This window comes from Mesorhizobium sp. YC-39, assembly GCF_025753795.1.
GTDB lineage: Bacteria > Pseudomonadota > Alphaproteobacteria > Rhizobiales > Rhizobiaceae > Mesorhizobium.
The window spans coordinates 882,664-898,687 of record NZ_JAOWPS010000001.1 but is presented as its reverse complement, the minus strand read 5'-3'; the positions used below and the strand labels follow the sequence as shown (position 1 = coordinate 898,687).

Sequence of the window (16,024 nt, the reverse complement as noted above, 5' to 3'; positions counted from 1 at the left end):
CCATTTTGAACAAATTCTATTTGGGGGGCTCACTCAGAGTTTCAACGTCCTGAGTCGCAGCGCATTGGCAATGACCGAAACCGAGGACAAGCTCATCGCCGCGGCCGCCAGCATCGGCGACAAAAGCGTCCCGGTAAGCGGATAGAGCACGCCGGCCGCGACCGGCACGCCAAGCACATTGTAGACGAAGGCGAAAAACAGGTTCTGGCGGATGTTGCGGATCGTTGCCTGAGCGAGCGTTCGGGCCCGGACGATGCCGTTGAGATCACCCTTGACCAGCGTGATCCCGGCGCTTTCGACCGCGACGTCGGCGCCGGTTCCCATGGCGATGCCGACATCGGCGGCGGCCAGCGCGGGCGCATCGTTGACGCCGTCGCCGGCCATGGCAATGCCGCCGCCCTTGGCACGCAATGCCTCGACCAGCGCGCTCTTCTGTTCCGGCAGCAGGCCGGCACGCACCTCGTCGATGCCGAGTTTGCCTGCGATGGCTTTCGCCGTGCGCTCGTTGTCGCCGGTCGCCATGATGATCTTCAGCCCGCGGTCATGCAGCGCCTTGATCGCCTCGGCCGTCGTCGCCTTGATCGGGTCGGCGACGGCAACGATGCCGGCCAGCTTGCTGGCGACAGCGACGAACATCACGGTCTTGCCCTCGACTTGCAGCGGCTCAACCCTGGCTGAAACAGATGCGGTGTCGATGCCGAGATCAGCCATCATCGCAGCATTGCCGAGCGCGACCTTCTTTCCCGACACCGTGCCGGAAACGCCCTTGCCGGTGACCGCCTCGAAGCCGCTGGCGTCAGAGACCTTCAGGCGACGGTCGCCAGCGCCCGTGACGATGGCCTCTGCCAGCGGGTGCTCCGAGCCTTTTTCCAGGCTGGCGGCGAGCGCCAGCAATTCATCTTCCGGCATGCCGTCGACGGCGACGACATCGGTCAATCGCGGCCGGCCTTCGGTCAGCGTCCCTGTCTTGTCGACGATCAGCGTATCGACGGAGGCAAAGCGTTCGAGCGCCGCCGCTTCCTTGATCAGCACGCCGGCATGCGCGCCACGCCCGGTGGCGGTCATGATCGACATCGGCGTTGCCAGACCCAACGCGCAGGGACAAGCGATGATCAGTACCGAGACCGCCGAGACGATGGCAAAGATCAGACTGGGCTGCGGGCCGAAGACCGCCCAGGCGATGAAGGCAATGATCGCGATCAACACCACGGCTGGAACGAAGTAGAAGGAGACGCGGTCGGCCAACCCTTGAATCGGCGCGCGCGAGCGCTGCGCCTTGGCGACGAGCTCGACGATGCGCGCCAGCGTCGTCTCGGCGCCGACCTTGTCGGCGCGCATGACCAGCGAGCCGTTCTTGTTGAGCGTGCCGCCTGTCAAAGCATCGCCTTCAGTCTTTTCGACCGGCAGCGGCTCGCCTGATATCATCGATTCGTCGACGGAAGAGCGGCCTTCGAGCACGATACCGTCGACCGGAACGGCATCGCCTGGACGGATGCGCAGGCGGTCGCCGGCCTTGACCGCATCGAGCGACACGTCGCTCTCGGAACCGTCCTCGGCGATCCGCCGCGCCGTCTTCGGCGCCAGGTCGAGCAGCGCGCGGATCGCCGAGCCGGTTTTCTCCCGGGCACGCAGTTCCAGCACCTGGCCAAGGAACACCAGCGCCACGATAACGGCTGCGGCCTCGAAATAGACCGGCACCGTGCCGCCATGACCACGGAACTGGTGCGGGAAGATATCCGGAAACAGCGTGGCGACGACGCTGTAGAGCCAGGCTGCGCCGACGCCGAGGGAAATCAGCGTCCACATGTTGGGACTGCGATTGAGAACCGAATCCCAACCGCGATGGAAGAAGGGAAAGGCGGCCCACAGCACCACCGGGCTGGCCAGCGCCAGTTCCAACCAGACCTTCGTCCGATCGTCGATAAGGTCCCGAAAGGTCAGACCGAACATCGGCGCCATGGCAATGACCAGCAATGGCGCGGACAGCACCGCACTTACCCAGAAGCGCCTGGTGAAGTCGACCAGCTCCGGGTTCGGGCCCTCATCGCCCGTCGGTATGCCCATCGGCTCCAGCGCCATGCCGCAGATCGGGCAGGAGCCGGGCTTGTCGCGGATGATTTCGGGATGCATCGGGCAGGTGTATTGCGTGCCTTTCGGCATTGCCCGCGGTTCCGGCCGGCCGCCGAGATATTTTGCCGGCTCCGCCGCGAATTTCTCCTGGCAACCAGCCGAACAGAAATAGAAGCCCTGGCCCTCGTGCCGGAGAAAGTGCTTGGCGGTAGCGCGGTCGACGCTCATGCCGCAGACGGGATCGGCGGCGGTCAGGTATTTCTCCGGCTCGGCGACGAATTTCTGGCGGCAGCGCTCGCTGCAGAAATGATGGAGCTGGCCGCCATGCTCGGCGGCCGGCTTGCCGGCGGCCGGATCGACGATCATGCCGCAGACCGGATCGCGGACGACGGCATCCGCGGCGGACGGAGTTGCCTTCGCCGAGCAGCAACCGCCATGCGCGTGATGATCGTGGCCGGAATGGGTCATGCGAAAAAGCCCCTGTGTCTCGATGCTGGAGCGGAGGTAGTGCTTCCAGTAACTGGAAGGTCAAGGGCCAGTTTCAATTTTCTGCACCTGCCCCTCATCGAACCGCATGAGCGGAAAAAAACGCACGCATTTGTGCCGGTGTGCTATGGACGCGACCACTTTTTGGCTAACGGCGTCGATCCTATCCAAACGAAGTGCCTTGCAAATGAAATGTCTGGTCATCAACCTCGATCGGTCCCGCGACAGGCTCGCCCATATGACGGTCGAGTTTGCCCGGATCGGCGTTGGGTTCGAACGCATTGCAGCGATCGACGCGCGGGATCGGCCCGACCTCGCCCTTATGCCGCTGCGCGTCAAGCGCAAATTGCCCCTGCGCATGACGAATGCCGAGATCGCCTGTCTGCTCAGCCATAGGGCCTGCTGGGCGATCATCGCGACCGGCGACGATGCCTACGGCGCCATCTTCGAGGACGATATCGTCTTTTCCGCAAAAGCCGGCGCTTTGCTTGCCGATACCGGCTGGATCCCGGCCGATGCCGATATCGTCAAGCTGGAGACCTTCTTCAAGAAAACCACGATCGGACGCAAGCGCGTTTCGGCAGGCCACGGCTTTTGCGTGTCCAGGCTCCATCGGACCCATATCGGGACGGCGGGCTACATCGTTTCAAGACAAGCCGCGCGCGACCTCGTCGCCGGCACCGAGGATATCGGTATACCGGTCGACCACGTCGTCTTCAATCCAAGTCTGGCAACGTCGTCCAGCAAGACCATCTATCAGCTCGTTCCGGCCCTGTGCGTGCAGGACCAGTTCCTGGGTGACCGGGCTGTCGGATTGCCGAGCATGCTCAAGCAAGAACGCGGCGAGCAGCGTGACGTCATCGAGATGATCAAAAGGCGCAGGAAGACCGGAATCAACAAAATCAGGACCGAGATCAAACGGATAGCGGAACAGATGTTCGACCTCTGCCGGCTGCGACAAGAGACAATCATCCCATTCGACTATCGCGGAGAACGTATCCGCCCGCCCCATACCCAGCGCCGCGAAAACGCGCTATAGACGCCGCCGAAACGGCGAGGCCGACCACCACTTATGGCAAAAATAACCCTGAAGCTCGACGAATTGATCGACAGCGAAGCCTTGCGCCGTGACATGACCGCGCTGACCGCGGCCACGGCAGGCAACGGCGCTGGGCAGGCTGTGCGTACCGGCGTTCTCCAGCTTCTCAAAGGCCGGCTCAACGAGGGCCGCACGATCGCCGAACGCATGCTGATGGAGGATGGCGGCGGCACCGCCTGCGCCGCCCGGCTGTCGCATCTCATGGACGAGATCATCCGAGCGCTCTACGATTTCGCCGCCAACCATGTCTACCGCGTAAAAAACCCGTCATCGGCCGAGCGCATGGCCGTCGTCGCGGTCGGCGGCTATGGCCGCGGCACGCTGGCGCCGGGATCCGACATCGATCTCTTGTTCCTGCTGCCTTACAAGCAGACGCCATGGGGCGAGCAGATCGTCGAATACATGCTCTACATGCTGTGGGATCTCGGGCTGAAGGTCGGCCATGCCACCCGCAACATCGACGAATGCCTGAGATTGTCGCGCACCGACATCACCATCCGCACCTCGATCCTGGAAGCGCGCTTCCTGTGGGGCGAGCAGAAGCTTTATGACGAGCTCCTGCTGCGCTTCGACCGCGAGGTGGTGCGCACGACCGGCCCCGAATATGTGCAGGCCAAGCTCGCCGAACGCGACGAGCGCCATGCCAAGGCCGGCGAAAGCCGCTATCTGGTCGAACCTAACGTCAAGGACGGCAAGGGTGGCCTGCGCGACCTGCAGACGCTGTTTTGGATCGGCAAATATTTCTACCGGGTGCGCACCGGCGAGGAGCTGGTCGACAAGGGCGTCTTCACCGATGCCGAGTATCGGGAATTCCAGAAGGCCGAGGATTTCCTGTGGGCCGTGCGCTGCCACATGCATTTCCTCACCGGCAAGGCCGAGGAGCGGCTGCATTTCGACATCCAGCGCGAGATCGCCGAGCGGCTGGGCTACACCACCCATCCGGGCCTGTCGGCGGTCGAGCGCTTCATGAAGCACTACTTCCTCGTCGCCAAGGATGTCGGCGACCTCACCCGCATCTTCTGCGCGGCGCTCGAGGAGGAGCAGGCCAAGCATGTGCCGGGTTTCAATCGCATCTTCCTCACCTTCTCGCGCCGCAAGCGCAAGCTTGCCGGCACCTCCGATTTCATTGTCGACAACCACCGCATCAACATCGCCGACGATCAGGTGTTCGAGCGCGATCCGGTCAATCTGTTGAGGCTGTTCTGGTTCGCCGATAAGCATGGGCTGGAATTCCATCCCGATGCGCTGAAGCTTCTGACCCGGTCGCTCGGCCTTGTCGGCAAGGCGCTGCGCCGCGACGAGGAGGCCAACCGCCTGTTCCTCGACATATTGACCTCGGACCGCAATGCCGAGCTCAATCTCAGGCGCATGAACGAGGCAGGCCTGCTGGGCAAGCTGATCCCGGATTTCGGCAAGATCGTCGCCATGATGCAGTTCTCGATGTACCACCACTATACGATCGACGAGCACCTGATCCGCTGCATCGGCGTGCTGGCCGAGATCGAGCGCGGCGATGGCGAAAAGGTCCATCCGCTCTCGCACACGCTGATGCCCGGCTTGAGGAAAAGCCGCGAGGCGCTCTATGTCGCGGTGCTCTTGCACGACATCGCCAAGGGGCGGCCGGAGGACCATTCGGAAGCAGGCGCCCGGATAGCGCGGCGCATCTGCCCGCATATGGGGCTCTCGCCAGCCGACACCGAAACGGTTGCCTGGCTGGTCGAGAACCATCTCGTGATGTCGATGACGGCGCAGACCCGCGACCTCAACGACCGCAAGACGATCGAGGATTTCGCGGCGGTCGTGCAGTCGGTCGAGCGGCTCAAGCTGCTGCTGATCCTCACTGTCTGCGACATCAGGGGCGTCGGCCCGGGTGTATGGAACGGCTGGAAAGGCCAATTACTGCGCACGCTCTACTACGAGACCGAGCTGTTGTTGACCGGCGGCTTCTCGGAAGTGTCACGCGCCAAGCGGACGGCCGCGGCGCGCGAGCTATTGGCCGAAGCGCTCGCCGAATGGCCGGAAAAGGCCCGCAAGCGCTATGTCGGCCTGCATTATGAGAACTATCTGCTGGCGGTCGATCTCGCCGACCAGCTCCGTCATGCCGAGTTCATTCGCGAGGCGGACGCGGCGGGCAAGAAGCTCGTCACCATGGTCAAGACCCATCAGTTCGAGGCGGTGACGGAAATCACCGTTCTGGCGCAGGACCATCCCCGCCTGCTGTCGGTCATTGCCGGCGCCTGCGCTGCGGCCGGCGGCAATATCGTCGACGCGCAGATCTTTACCACTTCGGATGGCCGCGCACTGGACACCATCCTGATCTCGCGGGAATTCGATCGCGACGAGGACGAGCGCCGTCGCGCCGAACGCGTCGGCCGGCTGATCGAGGACGTGCTGTCGGGCAAGAGCTGGCTGCCCGAGATGATCGAAAAGCGGACCAAGCCGCGGCGCGGCGCCAAGGTGTTTCGCATTCCGCCGCGTGCCGAAATCCGCAACACACTGTCGAACCGGTTTTCCGTGATCGAGGTCGAGGGGTTGGACCGGCCGGGCCTGCTTTCGGAGATCACCGGGGCGCTATCGGACCTGTCGCTCGACATCGCGTCGGCCCACATCACCACCTTCGGTGAGAAGGTCATCGATACCTTCTACGTCACCGACCTCACCGGCCAGAAGATCGACAGCCCGGCGCGCATCACCGCCATCCATAACAGGCTGGTCGCAGCGCTCGAGGGCACAGCGCCCGAGCGTGGCGGCAAGGCCAAGGCGGCTGCCGAGTGACTGTTACCATCACTTTGTCCCAACCTAGAGCGGATCAGCTTTTGGAAGAATCGCCGATCCGCTCTAACTATTTGTTTTTGCGCAATTCCGGACGGAAAACCGCTATGCACTTTTCCTGGAATTGCTCTAGCAGGCAGTCTCCGAACGCATGAGCCTCGTCAAGAAATTCGCCACCGTCGCGTCCGGCACGCTGATGAGCCGTGCGCTCGGCTTCGGCCGCGAGATGCTGATGGCGGCAGCCCTTGGTACCGGACCGGTCGCCGACGCCTTCAACGCCGCCTTCCAGTTTCCCAACACCTTCCGCCGGCTGTTCGCCGAAGGCGCTTTCAACGCCGCCTTCGTGCCGCTCTTCGCCAAGGAGATCGAAACCCACGGCACCGACGGCGCCAAGCGCTTTTCCGAAGAAGTGTTCGGCGTGCTGTTCACGGCACTGCTGGCGCTGACCATAGCCATGGAACTGGCGATGCCGCTGATCGTGCGCTACCTGGTGGCGCCGGGCTTTGCCGACACGCCAGGCAAATTCGAGATGACGGTCGAGCTTGCGACCGTCATGTTTCCCTACCTGATCTGCATGTCGCTCGGCGCCATGATGGCCGGCATGCTGAATTCGCTGCGCCGCTATTTCGCGGCCGCGGTGGCGCCGGTGTTCCTCAACATCATCCTGATCGGCGTGCTCGCCTATGCCTGGTACAAGGGGTCGGACGCCCGCACCGTCGGCTTCGGGCTGGCTTGGGGCGTGCTGGCGGCGGGGCTGGTGCAATTGGCGATCGTGTGGGTGGCGGTGCGCCATGCCGGCATCTCGATCGGCTTTCGCCGACCGAAGATGACGCCCAGCGTCAAGCGGCTGCTGATCCTGGCGCTGCCGGCGGCGATCACTGGCGGCATCACCCAGATCAACCAGCTGATCGGCACGGCGATCGCGTCGGCGCAGGACAGCGCTGTTTCGTCGCTCGCCTATGCCGACCGCATCTACCAGTTGCCGCTCGGCGTCGTCGGCGTCGCCGTCGCGATTGTGTTGTTGCCGGAACTGTCGCGGGCGCTGAAGTCGGGCAATCTGATCGAAGCGGCCAATCTGCAGAACCGCTCGGTCGAGTTCACGCTGTTCATGACCTTGCCGGCTGCCGCTGCACTGCTGGTGATGTCCGAGCCGATCGTGCGGCTGGTCTATGAGCGCGGTGCCTTCGCCGCCAACAACTCGACACCGATCGTGGCGGCGATCCTGGCGATCTTCGGCCTCGGTCTGCCGGCCTTCGTGCTGATCAAGGCGTTCACGCCAGGCTATTTTGCCCGCGAGGACACGCGCACGCCGATGATCTTTGCCGCCATCTCGGTGGCGGTGAATGTCGCTACGGCACTGACGCTGTTTCCGAAGATGGGTGCGCCCGGTATTGCGGTTGCTTCCGCCGTCGCCGGCTGGGTCAATGCGCTGATGCTGCTCGCCGTGCTGATCCGGCGCGGCCATTGGGGCCGCGACGTGCCGCTGCTCAAACGCATTCCGCGGCTGGTGCTGTCGGCGGCGGTGATGGCGGCGGCGCTCTATTTTGCCGAACACTGGTTCGCGGCCAGGCTCGGCCCTGGCTCACCGCTGGTCATCAAGGCAGTAACGCTGCTTTCGCTGGTTGCCGGCGGGGCGCTGCTCTACTTCGTCACCGCCTTCGCCACCGGCGGCGCCGATTTCGGCATGATCCGGCGGAATGTCAGGCGCAAGGGCTCACCGCCTGTCAGGGAACCGTCGTCAGATCCGTAAGCCGGAACTCAAACATCAGTCTTCGCCGGACAACTCGTCGTAGACAGAACGTGGCAGCGGGTTGCGCGCCTGCTCGCTCAACTCAATGCCGAACTCGGCCCGGAGCCGTGTCGCCGTCTCCAGCGGCGTTTCGCGATTGCGCCGGCGCTCCAGAGCTTTCTCATTGTTGATGGTGATGGTCATCCATTTCTCATCAGATCGTATGCAGAACATGTTCCACCCTATCATACATATCGATGTCGGCGCCGCCCCTCATTGTCCTGCCGGGCATTTCTCCCCGTAAACGGGGAGAAAGTAGCTGACCACAACGCGGCGCCTCTCTGGTAACGTTGGCGATTAGCGAAACCGGCGATGAGAGCGTCTTTCTCCCCGTCTCTATACGGGGAGAAATGTCCGGCAGGACAATGAGGGGCGGCGCCGACTTATCAATCCGAGACAGACGCACAAGCGCGACGCCCAACAACAAGGAACAAGCAATCCGGCCTGAAGCAATTGCTCCGCCGCGATCGCCTACAGCCCCTTGATCCTCTCATCTCTCTCGTCCATAAGCGCGCCGTCGCAAGACTTTCGCCGCGCGCGGTTTCCAGCCGCGAGATTGGCTCCGAAAAGTCTGCAACTTTTCGGAATCACGCTTTTACGGCCCTCCACAAGCCATGAGGACAATCATGACCGCCTTCAAGCCACTCGTCTTTTCCGGCGTCCAGCCGACCGGCAATCTGCATCTCGGCAACTATCTCGGCGCCATCAAGAAATTCGTCGCCCTGCAGGACACGTCCGACTGCATCTATTGCGTCGTCGACCTGCATTCGCTGACCGCGCAGCTCGTCTATGACGACCTTGCCGATCAGACACGCGCGATCACCGCTGCCTTCCTCGCCTCGGGCATCGACCCGAAGAAGCATATCGTCTTCAACCAGTCGCGGGTCATGCAGCACGCCGAGCTTGCCTGGATCTTCAACTGCGTCGCGCGCATCGGCTGGATGAACCGCATGACCCAGTTCAAGGACAAGGCAGGCAAGGACCGCGAGAACGCTTCGCTCGGACTGCTGGCCTATCCGAGCCTGATGGCTGCCGACATACTGCTCTATCGCGCCACCCACGTGCCGGTGGGTGAGGACCAGAAGCAGCATCTGGAGCTGACCCGCGATATCGCGCAGAAATTCAACAATGATTTCTCGGACCGCATCGCCCGCCTTGGCGTCGGCGTCGAAATGCAGGTCGGCGAGGAGACGGTGAACGGCTATTTCCCGCTGACCGAACCGGTCATCGGCGGGCCGGCGGCGCGCATCATGAGCCTGCGCGACGGCTCGAAGAAGATGTCGAAATCGGATCCGTCGGATCTGTCGCGCATCAATCTGACCGACGATGCCGACGCCATCTCGAAGAAGATCCGCAAGGCCAAGACCGATCCCGAAGCATTGCCGGGCGAGCTGGACGGCCTGACTGGCCGGCCGGAGGCGGAAAACCTGGTCGGCATCTATGCGGGTCTGGCCGAAATCTCTAAGGAGGCGGTGCTCAAGGAGTTCGGCGGCCAACAGTTTTCCGTGTTCAAGCCGGCGCTGGCCGACCTTGCCGTGGAAAAGCTGGCGCCGGTCGCCAGCGAGATGCGCCGTATTTCGGGCGACCGCGCCTATGTCGACGCCGTCTTGAAGGATGGCGGCGAGCGCGCCGGCGTCCTGGCCGAGGCGACGATGAAGACGGTGCGCGACATTATCGGCCTGCTGCAGGATTGATCCCTGACCTAACACTGCCGCTCTGACACTGCCGAAATGACCGGCCGCTTGCGGCCAGTCAGTGGCGGTGGCAGATTGCGGCCCACAAGATACCGAGTAGACAGACATGGTCTCCAAACGCCTTAGCCGCGAAGCCGGCCATCGCCGCAAGTTCCTGGCGATCATCGACGACACGCCGGAATGCGAGCGCGCGGTCGCCTACGCCTCGAAGCGCGCGCAGAGCACGAGCGGTGTGCTGGTGCTGCTCTATGTCATCGAGCCGGACGATTTCCAGCACTGGCTGGGCGTCGAGAAGATCATGCGCGAGGAGGCCACCGCCACGGCTCGCGCGGCCCTCGACAGCTACGCCAACAAGGTGCGCCAGAAGCTCGGCATAGAGCCGGAACTGGTGGTGCGCGAAGGCAAGCCGACGGAAGAGATCCACAAATTGATCGAGGAAGACCAGGACATCGCCATATTGGTGCTGGCGGCCGGCGCCGGCAAGGAGGGGCCTGGACCGCTGGTCGGCGCGGTCGCCGGCAAGGGCGCCGCCTTCCCGATCCCGGTGACCGTGGTGCCGCAGAATCTTTCGGACGAAGAGATCGATAGCCTCGCCTGAATATCAGCACATCTCAAGGGGCATCGCAGAATCCCTAGCAAAACATTCCGCCAGCCAGCCATTCCGGTGATGCGTTTCGCTTGAATGTCCAGCCGATAAAGCCTATTTAGAATTATTCCAAACTATCTGCCCGAAACGGGTATGGAGACGGCCATGTTCATCCAGACCGAATCGACGCCAAATCCGGCGACGCTGAAATTCCTGCCCGGCAAGGAAGTGCTTATCGAAGGCACCGCCGATTTCCGCGATGCCACCAGCGCTGCAGCGGCTTCGCCATTGGCCGGCCGGCTGTTCGAGATCCCGGGCGTCACCGGCGTCTTCTTCGGCTATGACTTCGTCACCGTGACCAAGGACGGCCCCGACTGGCAGCATCTGAAGCCGGCGATCCTCGGCGCCATCATGGAGCATTTCATGTCCGGCGCACCGGTCATGACCAAGGCCGGCCCCGCCACTGAGACCAGCCAGACCGGCGAATTCTACGACAAGGCCGACGAGGAACTGGTCATCACCATCAAGGAACTGCTCGACACCAGGGTGCGCCCGGCCGTCGCCCAGGATGGCGGCGACATCACCTTCCGCGGCTTCGAGAACGGCACCGTGTTCCTGCACATGAAGGGCGCTTGCGCTGGCTGCCCGTCATCGACGGCGACGCTGAAGCACGGCATCCAGAACCTTTTGCGGCATTTCGTTCCGGAAGTGCAGCAGGTCGAACAAGTATCCTAGAGACTCGGTCCAAAATTCACATTCAAGCAAAACAAAAAACCGGGCCGAATTGCCCGGTTTTCTGTTTTGGACGTCAGTTGTTGCCTAGACGGTCCGCGTGTGATTGGTCTTACAAAACGATGACCTTGGCGCCGACCGAAGTGCGGTCGTAGAGGTCGATAATGTCCTGGTTCATCAGCCGGATGCAGCCCGACGACATCGCCTTGCCGATCGAGAACCATTCCGGGCTGCCGTGCAGGCGGTAGCCTGAATCGCCGCCCTTGTTGAACAGATACATGGCGCGCGCGCCGAGCGGGTTCTTCAATCCCGGTTCCATGCCGCCGGCAAACTTGGCGAGCTCCGGCTGGCGCTTGATCATCGCTCCGGGCGGCGTCCATGTCGGCCATTCGCGCTTCAGCGCGATGCGGGCAGTGCCATGCCATTCAAAGCCTTCACGGCCGACGCCGATGCCGTAGCGCATCGCCTCGCCATCGCCCATGACGTAATAGAGGAACTTGTTCTGCGTATCGACGATGATGGTGCCCGGCTTTTCCCTGGTGTCGTAATCCACCACTTGCCGGCGGTACTTGAACGGCACCTTTTCGATCGGGATGCGCGGCAATTGATAGCCTGCATCGGTCATCGCGCCGTAGTCGTTGGTGAAGATCCGCGAGCCGATGGTGCTGCAACCGGCGATAGCGGTCGACAGCGCAAGGGCGGCGACAATTGCAAATGACTTCAAGCGCATAAAAAGGTCCGATGCCCCGCCCAAAATAGTGCGGCTCGTTACGGCCGCTTTGTCTCAATTATTCATGCTGGCATTTGCTTTGCTTGCCAAGCGCGCGATGCGTATATGCGAGAGCTTACGTGCCGGTAACCACGTTACTATGGCATTTCGGCAACAGGCCTCACAGGATTGTGAAGGAAAATCAATGGGGCAGTCGTGCGGGCTGCCGGAAGTCGAGGAAGTCACCATGAATGTCGGGGATGCCGCCCAGCGCTCCGGCCTGCCGGCCAAGACCATCCGCTACTATGAAGAGATCGGCCTGATTCGTCCCCGGCGCCGACAATGGCTACCGCGACTATACGGACGAGGACATCCACCGGCTGGCCTTCCTGCGCCGCGCGCGCAACCTCGGTTTTCCATCGACGATTGCCGCCAGTTGATGGCGCTGTACCAGGATCGCAGCCACGCCAGCCACGACGTGCGCGAGATCGCGGCCGCCCATGTCTGTGCCATCGAGGAGAAAGTGCGAAGCTGATCCACGCCTGCCACGGCGAGGACCGGCCGGACTGCCCGATTTTGGATGGCGACAAGGGCGCTTCGGCGTCGGTATAAGCGCTGCATGTCGATGCGTTCACGCCTCGTGAACGACGACAAGGAAGAGGACATCCCCACATGGTTTCCATGACCGTCGAACTGCGCACGGTGGAAGGCACGGAAGCCGCGATGGGCTGGGCCGGCGGACACACGATCGTCGTCGACCGGCCCGAAGGCAGAGCAGGCGGCATGGGCCTCGGCTTCAATGGCGCCCAGTTGCTGGCGCTGGCGATCGGCGGATGCTTCTGCAACGATCTTCGCTATGTCGCCGAGGACATGGGCGTGAAGGTCGGAAATATCGCTGTCACCGTTACAGTAAACCTCGAAGGCAAGCCTTTGCTGGCGACGTCGGCAACCATGACGGTTTCCTGCGAGACGCTGGACGGCTCGGATCCCAGGACAATCATCGACAGCGCCAACGCAATCACCGCGGTCGGTAACTCGCTGCGGCGGGGGGTGCCGGTAGAGATCGAGATGGTAGAGTAGTTGGAAGCACCTGAGGCCCGGAAGCGACAAAGGAACTGGCACGCCATAAAAGGGAAACCGAGCGCTAAGCCTTCGCGCCAGTTTTGCCAGCGCCATCTGGGCATCGACTAGGTTGACTAGGCGTTGATGGATTGGGCATAGAGGCACCAAGGGTCTGAGGGCGGGACGGTGACGCATCGGTCTGCAAAACCGACGGAGTGGGTTCAATTCCCACTCAGACCTCCAGCCAGCCCACTAGCGCTTATTTGTTCCGCTATACTACAGACGCATTCAAAACTCGGCGCCCATCCGTGTTTGTAAAGTACATAATCGCCCTATAAAAACGGGTTCAAACCGTGAACAAAATCTGGCATGATGTCCGTCATGCCCATCATTTCCCCGATTCCCCTCAATCCCCTGATCGACGGCCGCCAGTCGGAACGCGCCATGCTGGTGCGGCGCGGCGTGCAGCGGCTATTGCGGGAAATGGGCATGCATGTGCTGCCCGAACTGTCGCTGGCCACCGGCCGCCGTGCCGACCTCGTCGCGCTGACTCGCCAGGGCGACATCTGGATCATCGAGATCAAGTCCTCGATCGAGGATTTCCGGGTCGACCGCAAGTGGCCTGACTACCGGCTGCATTCCGACCGCTTCTTCTTCGCCACCCATCCCGGCGTGCCCTCGGAGATCTTCCCGGAGGAATGCGGCTTCATCCTCTCCGATGGCTACGGCGCCGAAGTCCTGCGCGATGCGCCGGAGCACCGCATGGCGGCGGCGACGCGCAAGGCGCTGATGCTGAGGATCGCGCGGGCGGGTGCCGCACGGCTTTTGGCGGCGGAACTCGCCGGAGTGTCGGTGCCGGCGCTGGATGGCGAGAGCGAATAAGGCCGGCTGACTCAGCCTGCCGGGGCTTCATCCTGTGGCGTTTGCGCCGCCCTCATCCCCCCGCCGGGACCTTCTCCCCGTGAACGGGGAGAAGGAGACAGCCGCGACCCTTGGCGCTGGCCTTGCCGATCGCCCGTGAAAGATTTTTGATTCCTCACCGATGATTTCCACTCGCCTCGGCTGTCCTTACCAACAGGCGCGCTGGAATGGTCCTGCGGCGGAAAGAGAGGTGATCCATGGGATCGTTACAAGGTCAGAATGTCGTCGTCATCGGAGGCAGCCGGGGCGTCGGCCGCTCGATCGTGGAAGCCGCGCTTGGCGAGGGGGCGACAGTGCTTGCCGTTGCTCGTGGCGCAGCCGCTCTGAAAGAGCTCTCCCGGGCGACATCAGGCGTGAAGACGCTTGCGGTCGACGCCACCAAAGAAACCGCGCCCGATGCGGTTTTCGCCGCGCTTGAACCAGACGTCCTGCTGATCTGCGCCGGCGCCCTCGCTCCGTCCGCGCCGGTCCAGGAACAGAGCTGGGAGGACTTCTCGGTAAACTGGGAAATGGACGTCAAGGCATCGTTCCTGTTCTGCAAGGCTGCACTCCAGGGCCGGCTCAAACAGGGGAGCCGGGTGGTTCTGATCTCCAGCGGCGCGGCATTCAGCGGCGGGCCGCCGAACTCTGGCGGCTACGCCGGCGCAAAACGCATGCAGCTGTTCCTCGCCGGTCATAGCCAGAAGGAATCCGACCGACTTGGTTTCGGCCTGCGTTTCATGGCGCTTTCGCCGGCACGCATCATGCCGGGCACCGGCGTCGGCGATCGCGGCATCGACGGCATTTCGGCCTATATGGGCATTAGCCCAGCGGACTTCCTGGCGAGCATGACCGACATGCAGACGCCGGCCGATGTCGCACGGGCTGTAGTCGCGCTCGCCACCGGCCAGGCGCAGGGCAGCTCCTTCGTGGTGAGCGGCAGCGGACTTGCTGCGGCGGCATGAGGCGCGCAGGATGCCAGCCGACTTCAGCACCGCGGGCTTCCTATGACAGACGCTCCTGGCCCTGTTGAGCCATTGGGCCGGCCGATCCTCGGTCGGCTGGCCTTCGAGCGCTTGACAGTGGCTCATCGCCGCGAGCTTAAGCTCCACTGCTACCGGATGATGGGCTCGCTGCACGAGGCGGACGACCTCGTCCAGGACACTTTCCTGCGGGCGTGGCGCGCACGGTCACAGTTCGACGGACGAGGCTCGGTTCGCGGCTGGCTCTACACGATCGCCACCAATAGCTGCCTCAACGCCATCAAGGTGAGGTCGACGGCGCATCGCATTCTCCAGCAACCCGAACGGCCGCCCTCCGACGGGCGGGCCGTCGGCGGGCCCGCCGAACTCACCTGGCTGGAGCCTTATCCGGACGCCGAGCTTCCGGACCTCGTTGATGGCGAGCCCGGTCCGGAAGCACGCTACGAGGCCCGTGAAGCGGTGCAACTTGCCTTCGTCGCGGCGATCCAGCTTCTGCCGCCCAGGCAGCGGGCCGCCCTGTTGCTTTGCGACGTGCTGGGGTGGTCTGCGGTCGAGACGGCGCAATTGCTGGGTGGATCGACCGCTTCGATCAGCAGCGCCTTGCAGCGGGCCCGCGCAACGCTTGGCGAGCGATACACTCACGGACGCCCCGTGCAGCGGTCACGGTCCAGTCCGGAAGAGGCCCTGCTGCTCGAACGCTACATGCGGGCCTGGCGGACCGCCAACCTCGACGGCTTCATCGAACTCTTGAGGGAGGAGGCCACCTACCACATGCCGCCATGGCGGGAATGGTACCGAGGGCGCAAGGCGATCCGCGATTTCATCGAGACCGTATGGAGCAATTTTGCCGGCTATCGCACGGTAGCCACCCGAGCCAACGGCCAGCCCGCTGTCGGGGTCTATGCACTGGACCATCGTGACCTTGTTTGGCGACCCCACTCGCTACATGTCATTGAGCCCGCCGACGGCAAAATCGCTTCCCTGACGATCTATGTGCCGCCGCTCGGACCCGAACTGTTTGCAGCCTTCGGCCTGCCGCCGGTCTAAAGCGCGTCGCGTTTGAACGGATTCATGCGACGCGCTTTAAGTTCTTGTTTTTATGCATGTCGTTATCGCAAAACCACTGCACACTTTTGCGCGAC

At 63.0% G+C, this 16,024-nt stretch carries 13 protein-coding genes, 1 tRNA gene and 1 pseudogene; 12 read left to right on the top strand and 3 right to left on the bottom strand.

Features of this window, described 5'->3' with window-relative positions:
* Nucleotides 1-33 precede the first annotated feature (33 nt).
* Nucleotides 34-2,538 carry a heavy metal translocating P-type ATPase gene (locus OHD62_RS04295; protein ID WP_263781174.1) on the bottom strand — a complete coding sequence of 835 codons (2,505 nt, stop codon included), beginning with the start codon at nt 2,536-2,538 and terminating at the stop codon, nt 34-36.
* Nucleotides 2,539-2,743: 205 nt separating this feature from the next.
* Here OHD62_RS04295 and OHD62_RS04290 point away from each other — a divergent pair, with 205 nt between their 5' ends.
* The 3 genes from OHD62_RS04290 (at nt 2,744) to murJ (ending at nt 8,177) form a co-directional block, all read left to right on the top strand.
* Nucleotides 2,744-3,595 carry a glycosyltransferase family 25 protein gene (locus OHD62_RS04290; protein WP_263781173.1) on the top strand — a complete coding sequence of 284 codons (852 nt, stop codon included), beginning with the start codon at nt 2,744-2,746 and terminating at the stop codon, nt 3,593-3,595.
* Between the two features lie 33 nt (nt 3,596-3,628).
* Nucleotides 3,629-6,430: a [protein-PII] uridylyltransferase gene (locus OHD62_RS04285; RefSeq protein WP_263781172.1), complete on the top strand. Its 2,802-nt coding sequence runs from the start codon at nt 3,629-3,631 to the stop codon at nt 6,428-6,430.
* A gap of 148 nt (nt 6,431-6,578) precedes the next feature.
* Nucleotides 6,579-8,177 carry a murein biosynthesis integral membrane protein MurJ gene (gene murJ / locus OHD62_RS04280; protein ID WP_263781170.1) on the top strand — a complete coding sequence of 533 codons (1,599 nt, stop codon included), beginning with the start codon at nt 6,579-6,581 and terminating at the stop codon, nt 8,175-8,177.
* A gap of 15 nt (nt 8,178-8,192) precedes the next feature.
* On the opposite strand, the gene OHD62_RS04275 is transcribed toward murJ, so the two are convergent.
* Nucleotides 8,193-8,360, bottom strand: a complete 168-nt coding sequence (locus OHD62_RS04275; protein WP_263781169.1) for a hypothetical protein — start codon at nt 8,358-8,360, stop codon at nt 8,193-8,195.
* A gap of 482 nt (nt 8,361-8,842) precedes the next feature.
* On the opposite strand from OHD62_RS04275, the gene trpS reads away from it, so the two are divergent.
* From trpS to OHD62_RS04260, 3 genes are all read left to right on the top strand, one after another.
* Nucleotides 8,843-9,910, top strand: a complete 1,068-nt coding sequence (gene trpS / locus OHD62_RS04270) for a tryptophan--tRNA ligase (protein ID WP_263781168.1) — start codon at nt 8,843-8,845, stop codon at nt 9,908-9,910.
* Between the two features lie 106 nt (nt 9,911-10,016).
* The gene (locus OHD62_RS04265) at nt 10,017-10,508 is read left to right on the top strand and encodes a universal stress protein (protein ID WP_107649287.1); all 492 of its coding nucleotides are present in this window, start codon (nt 10,017-10,019) and stop codon (nt 10,506-10,508) included.
* Nucleotides 10,509-10,661: 153 nt separating this feature from the next.
* Nucleotides 10,662-11,231: a NifU family protein gene (locus tag OHD62_RS04260; protein ID WP_263781167.1), complete on the top strand. Its 570-nt coding sequence runs from the start codon at nt 10,662-10,664 to the stop codon at nt 11,229-11,231.
* A 109-nt stretch (nt 11,232-11,340) separates the two neighbouring features.
* On the opposite strand, the gene OHD62_RS04255 is transcribed toward OHD62_RS04260, so the two are convergent.
* Nucleotides 11,341-11,958 (bottom strand): L,D-transpeptidase, encoded by a 618-nt coding sequence (locus OHD62_RS04255; RefSeq protein ID WP_263781166.1) that lies wholly within the window; start codon nt 11,956-11,958, stop codon nt 11,341-11,343.
* Nucleotides 11,959-12,184: 226 nt separating this feature from the next.
* Here OHD62_RS04255 and OHD62_RS04250 point away from each other — a divergent pair.
* The 6 genes and pseudogenes from OHD62_RS04250 (at nt 12,185) to OHD62_RS04225 (ending at nt 15,929) form a co-directional block, all read left to right on the top strand.
* Nucleotides 12,185-12,549, top strand: a pseudogene (locus tag OHD62_RS04250) (MerR family transcriptional regulator).
* A gap of 60 nt (nt 12,550-12,609) precedes the next feature.
* Nucleotides 12,610-13,017 carry an OsmC family protein gene (locus tag OHD62_RS04245; RefSeq protein ID WP_263781164.1) on the top strand — a complete coding sequence of 136 codons (408 nt, stop codon included), beginning with the start codon at nt 12,610-12,612 and terminating at the stop codon, nt 13,015-13,017.
* A gap of 151 nt (nt 13,018-13,168) precedes the next feature.
* Nucleotides 13,169-13,242: transfer RNA gene (locus OHD62_RS04240), tRNA-Cys, on the top strand.
* 138 nt (nt 13,243-13,380) lie between these two features.
* Entirely contained in the window at nt 13,381-13,881 is a 501-nt protein-coding gene (locus tag OHD62_RS04235) for an MmcB family DNA repair protein (RefSeq protein ID WP_263781162.1), read from the top strand.
* 236 nt (nt 13,882-14,117) lie between these two features.
* Nucleotides 14,118-14,864 carry an SDR family NAD(P)-dependent oxidoreductase gene (locus OHD62_RS04230; protein WP_263781161.1) on the top strand — a complete coding sequence of 249 codons (747 nt, stop codon included), beginning with the start codon at nt 14,118-14,120 and terminating at the stop codon, nt 14,862-14,864.
* 42 nt (nt 14,865-14,906) lie between these two features.
* On the top strand, nt 14,907-15,929 hold the full coding sequence (locus tag OHD62_RS04225; protein ID WP_263781160.1) for an RNA polymerase subunit sigma-70: 1,023 nt from the start codon (nt 14,907-14,909) through the stop codon (nt 15,927-15,929).
* Nucleotides 15,930-16,024 lie beyond the last annotated feature (95 nt).